We start from the raw sequence: 3,707 nt of genomic DNA, 5'->3' as shown, positions 1-3,707 counted from the left end.
GGGGACCATTCACCGCAAATCTCAACCCGCCAGCAACCACGCCCCAGCCAGCGCCGAAGCCCCCCCGGCCACCCGAACCAGCGGCGCAGCCGCCACCGGCAGGAAACGCACCACCGCATACCCAACCGCATGCAGCGCCGCAGTAGCCACCACAAAGCCCACCGCATAGGCGACAGGGCTGGACATCTCAGGCAGCTCCAAGCCGTGTGCCACGCCGTGAAACAGCGCAAACACAGCCGTCGCGATCACCGCCAGAACCAGCGGCGGACGTACGGCCAGCGCCACCGCCAGGCCCAGCGCCAGCACTGACGCAGCGATACCGCTTTCCAGCGCCGGCAGTTCGAGCCCCGCGAACCCCAGCACGCCACCCAGCAACATCGTGCCAACGAACGTACAAGGCAGCGCCCAACGCGCCGTGCCCTGTTGCTGGGCCGCCCACAACCCGACCGCCAGCATCGCCAGCAGGTGGTCAAGGCCGCCAACCGGGTGGCCGAGGCCCGCCATCAGGCCGTTGTCACCGTGCCCGGGGTGGGCAAAGGCCAGTGCGGGTGCCAGCAGCAGGGCGGCGCCGGCGAGGATCTTGTTCAGGGTCATACGAATGGCTTCCTTGTGGGAGGATGGTTCTATCAATGAAAGTGCAGGGCTCACGCGGCCGTGAGCAATCCCTGGCGCTCGATGAACGCAATGATCTGCTCCAGCCCCTGGCCAGTCTTCTGGTTGCTGAACACGAAAGGCTTCTCGCCCCGCATACGTCGAGTGTCGCCGTCCATCATCTCCAGCGATGCACCTACCAAAGGCGCCAGATCGATCTTGTTGATCACCAGCAGGTCGGACTTGCAGATTCCCGGCCCGCCTTTGCGCGGCAGCTTGTCACCCGCCGACACGTCGATCACGTAGATGGTCAGATCGGACAATTCCGGGCTGAACGTGGCCGACAGGTTGTCGCCACCGGACTCCACCAGAATCAGGTCCAGGCCGGGAAAGCGTCGATTGAGCTGATCCACGGCTTCCAGATTGATCGAAGCGTCCTCACGAATCGCCGTGTGTGGACAGCCTCCGGTTTCCACGCCGATGATGCGCTCGGGCGCCAGCGCCTCGTTGCGCACCAGGAAGTCGGCGTCTTCGCGGGTGTAGATATCGTTGGTGACTACGGCCAGGTTGTAGCGCTCGCGCAACGCCAGGCACAGCGCCAGGGTCAAGGCGGTCTTGCCCGAGCCGACCGGGCCGCCGATACCGACACGTAGGGGTTGGGTGTTCATTGGTTTCTCCTAGGAACGAAACAGGCGGCTGTACTGGCGCTCATGGGCCATGCTTGCCAAGGACAGGCCGAAAGCGGCGCTGCCGTAATGTTGAGGTTCGATGTCAGTGGCGCACTGCTGGGCCTGCTGGAGCAACGGCAGCAATTCGCTGGTCAGCCGTTGCGCGGCCTGCTGGCCCAGGGGCAAGGTTTTCATCAGCACGGCCAGCTGGTTCTCCAGCCAGCTCCACAGCCAGGCAGCCATGGCATCCTGAGGACTGATCTGCCAGGCGCGCGCGGCCAGCGCCCAGCCCAGGGCCAGGTGGGGCTCGTCGACGCTGGCCAGAAAGGCCCGCCCTGGGGCGTCCAGTTCGGGCAGCCCTTCGAGCAGTTGCTTGAGCGAGTACCCCATTTGCCGGCTTTCCTGTTGCAACTCGCGGGTTTCTCGGCTGGCACGGTGTTCATCGCAGTGCAGTCGCAGTTGCTCCCAATCCTGCGCGGCGGCCGCCTGGCAGTGAGCCAACAGCAAGGGCGCTTCGAAGCGGGCAAGGTTGAGCAGCAACTGGTCGGCGATCCAGACGCGGGCCTGATCGGCGTTGTTCACCGTCGCGTTTTCCACCGCCATTTCCAGACCTTGGGAATAGCTGTAGCCGCCGATCGGCAGCTGAGGGCTGGCCAGGCGCAGCAGGGCCCAGGCGTGGTTCACTTGCGCACGCCGAATTGATGAAGTTTGGGCGCGTAGTTGAAGTCCTCATCGCCATGACGGGAGTGGTGGTGGCCGCCGCCATAGGCACCGTGCTCAGGCTGAAAAGGGGCCTCCAGCGTTTCGGTGTGGGCGCCCAGTTGTTCGAGCATGGCCTTGAGGACGTAGTCGTCGAGCAGCCGCAACCAGCCATCGCCGACTTGCAACGCCACATGGCGGTTGCCCAGGTGATAGGCCGCGCGGGTCAATTCAAAAGCACTGCTGCAGGTCACGTGCAATAACTGTTCGGGCCTGGCAACGACGCGTACCACGCGACCGTCTTCGGCTTCCAGGCATTCGCCGTCGTGCAGCGGCGGCTGTCCGCGCTCCAGAAACAGCCCAACATCTTCACCCTCCGCACTAAAACAGCGCAGCCGGCTTTTGCTGCGCGCTTCGAAGTTAAGATGCAATTCGGCCGACCAGTCAGGTTTCGGCGCGGTTCTTCGGTGTATCACCAGCATGCTTGGGCATCCGATTGAGACAATGCCTAAGGCTGAGCAAGTGTCTTGCCAATACCTGCACGCCCCAAACTTCCTAGGAAATTTCCTACACGCCCCCGCCCAAACGCCCCATAACAGTGCGCCACCGCCCAGCCCGCACCACCCTGTACCACCGTCCTAAACCACCCCTGCAGCACCGGCGTAAGCCGGGTCCCGCCCCCCGCCTCTACCACCGGCGTACGTCCCATCCAGCCACCGTGGCATGTTGGGGTATGAATGAGGGCCGGACGCGGCTTACGCCGCTGCTACAGGCCTTTCCAGTATTTGGCGCCGACGAAGATGAAGCGCAGTTGCTGGGTGATCTTCGCTTCGGGGGTGAGGTGGGCCGGCAGGTCGGCAGCGGGAGGGTCGATCAGCTCGGGCAACGTGGCGAATACCGACTTCACCACCAGGTCCGCCATCACTTGCAGCGATGCTGACCCCAGGTGCTGCCACTTGGGCATCGAGCCCAGATCGGTGGCCAGATCCGCGCTGATGCCCTCGCGCAAGGTGGCGATGGCCTGACGCACCGGCAGCGAGCCCCCGTACTGCTCGCGAGCCAGAAACAGGAACTGCGGGCGATTGGCCGCGACCCCATCCAGAAAGATACGTACCGAAGCTTCCGTGAGGCCGCCGACGACAAACTCATGATGGCGCACCAGGCGCAAGGTGGCGCGAAAGGTGTGGTCCACCTCGCTGACCAAGGCGAGGCCCAGTTGATCCATGTCTTCGAAATGGCGATAGAAGCCGGTCGGCACGATGCCAGCTGCCTTGGCGACTTCGCGCAGACTGATGCTGCCAAATCCGCGCCCCGAGGCCATCAGTTGGCGAGCGGCGTCGAGGAGGGCCAGACGGGTCTGCTGTTTCTGTTCGGCGCGAGGCAGCATGTGCGTTGCTTCTATGAAGGGCAGCGCAGGACTCTAGCAAATTGGCGGGGAGGACGTCGAACCTGGAAGGAGGGGGGTCAAGCGTCAGTCATCGAGCAGGAATCAAGGCGGGGGCGTCAGAAAGATAAAAGCCCGGCTGCGAAGAACCGGGCTTTCTCGGGGATCTCGGTAGACAAGATCATGCGTTGGCTTGACCTTGACGTTCCAGCAGACGGTCGGAACCGCTCTCGGCGAAGGTAGCCTGTGGAGTGCGATCCGAGCCGTCTTCAGCGAAGGTGGCCTGTGGAGTGCGATCCGAACCGTCTTCGGCGAAGGTAGCTTGTGGCACGCGATCCGAACCGTTCTCGGCTACAGCACCACCT

The 3,707-nt window shown here is 63.8% G+C and carries 5 protein-coding genes and 1 pseudogene; all 6 read right to left on the bottom strand.

The window, feature by feature from the left end:
• Nucleotides 1-21: 21 nt before the first annotated feature.
• A complete protein-coding gene (locus B3397_RS16140) occupies nt 22-594 on the bottom strand; it encodes a HupE/UreJ family protein (protein ID WP_296251912.1) in 573 nt (190 codons plus the stop codon).
• 50 nt (nt 595-644) lie between these two features.
• Nucleotides 645-1,259: an urease accessory protein UreG gene (gene ureG / locus B3397_RS16135; RefSeq protein WP_296251911.1), complete on the bottom strand. Its 615-nt coding sequence runs from the start codon at nt 1,257-1,259 to the stop codon at nt 645-647.
• Nucleotides 1,260-1,268: 9 nt separating this feature from the next.
• Complete coding sequence (locus tag B3397_RS16130; protein ID WP_296251908.1) at nt 1,269-1,943, bottom strand: urease accessory protein UreF; 675 nt, start codon at nt 1,941-1,943, stop codon at nt 1,269-1,271.
• Nucleotides 1,940-2,440 carry an urease accessory protein UreE gene (ureE, locus tag B3397_RS16125; RefSeq protein WP_296251906.1) on the bottom strand — a complete coding sequence of 167 codons (501 nt, stop codon included), beginning with the start codon at nt 2,438-2,440 and terminating at the stop codon, nt 1,940-1,942. The genes B3397_RS16130 and ureE overlap by 4 nt, the downstream gene beginning before the upstream one ends.
• 284 nt (nt 2,441-2,724) lie before the next feature.
• Nucleotides 2,725-3,345, bottom strand: a complete 621-nt coding sequence (locus tag B3397_RS16120; RefSeq protein WP_296251905.1) for a TetR family transcriptional regulator — start codon at nt 3,343-3,345, stop codon at nt 2,725-2,727.
• Between the two features lie 178 nt (nt 3,346-3,523).
• Nucleotides 3,524-3,707 (bottom strand): annotated as a pseudogene (locus B3397_RS16115) (hypothetical protein); the annotation flags it as partial.

Source organism: Pseudomonas sp. UBA4194, from assembly GCF_002379585.1.
Lineage (GTDB): Bacteria > Pseudomonadota > Gammaproteobacteria > Pseudomonadales > Pseudomonadaceae > Aquipseudomonas.
This window is presented reverse-complemented; position numbering and strand designations above follow the sequence as displayed.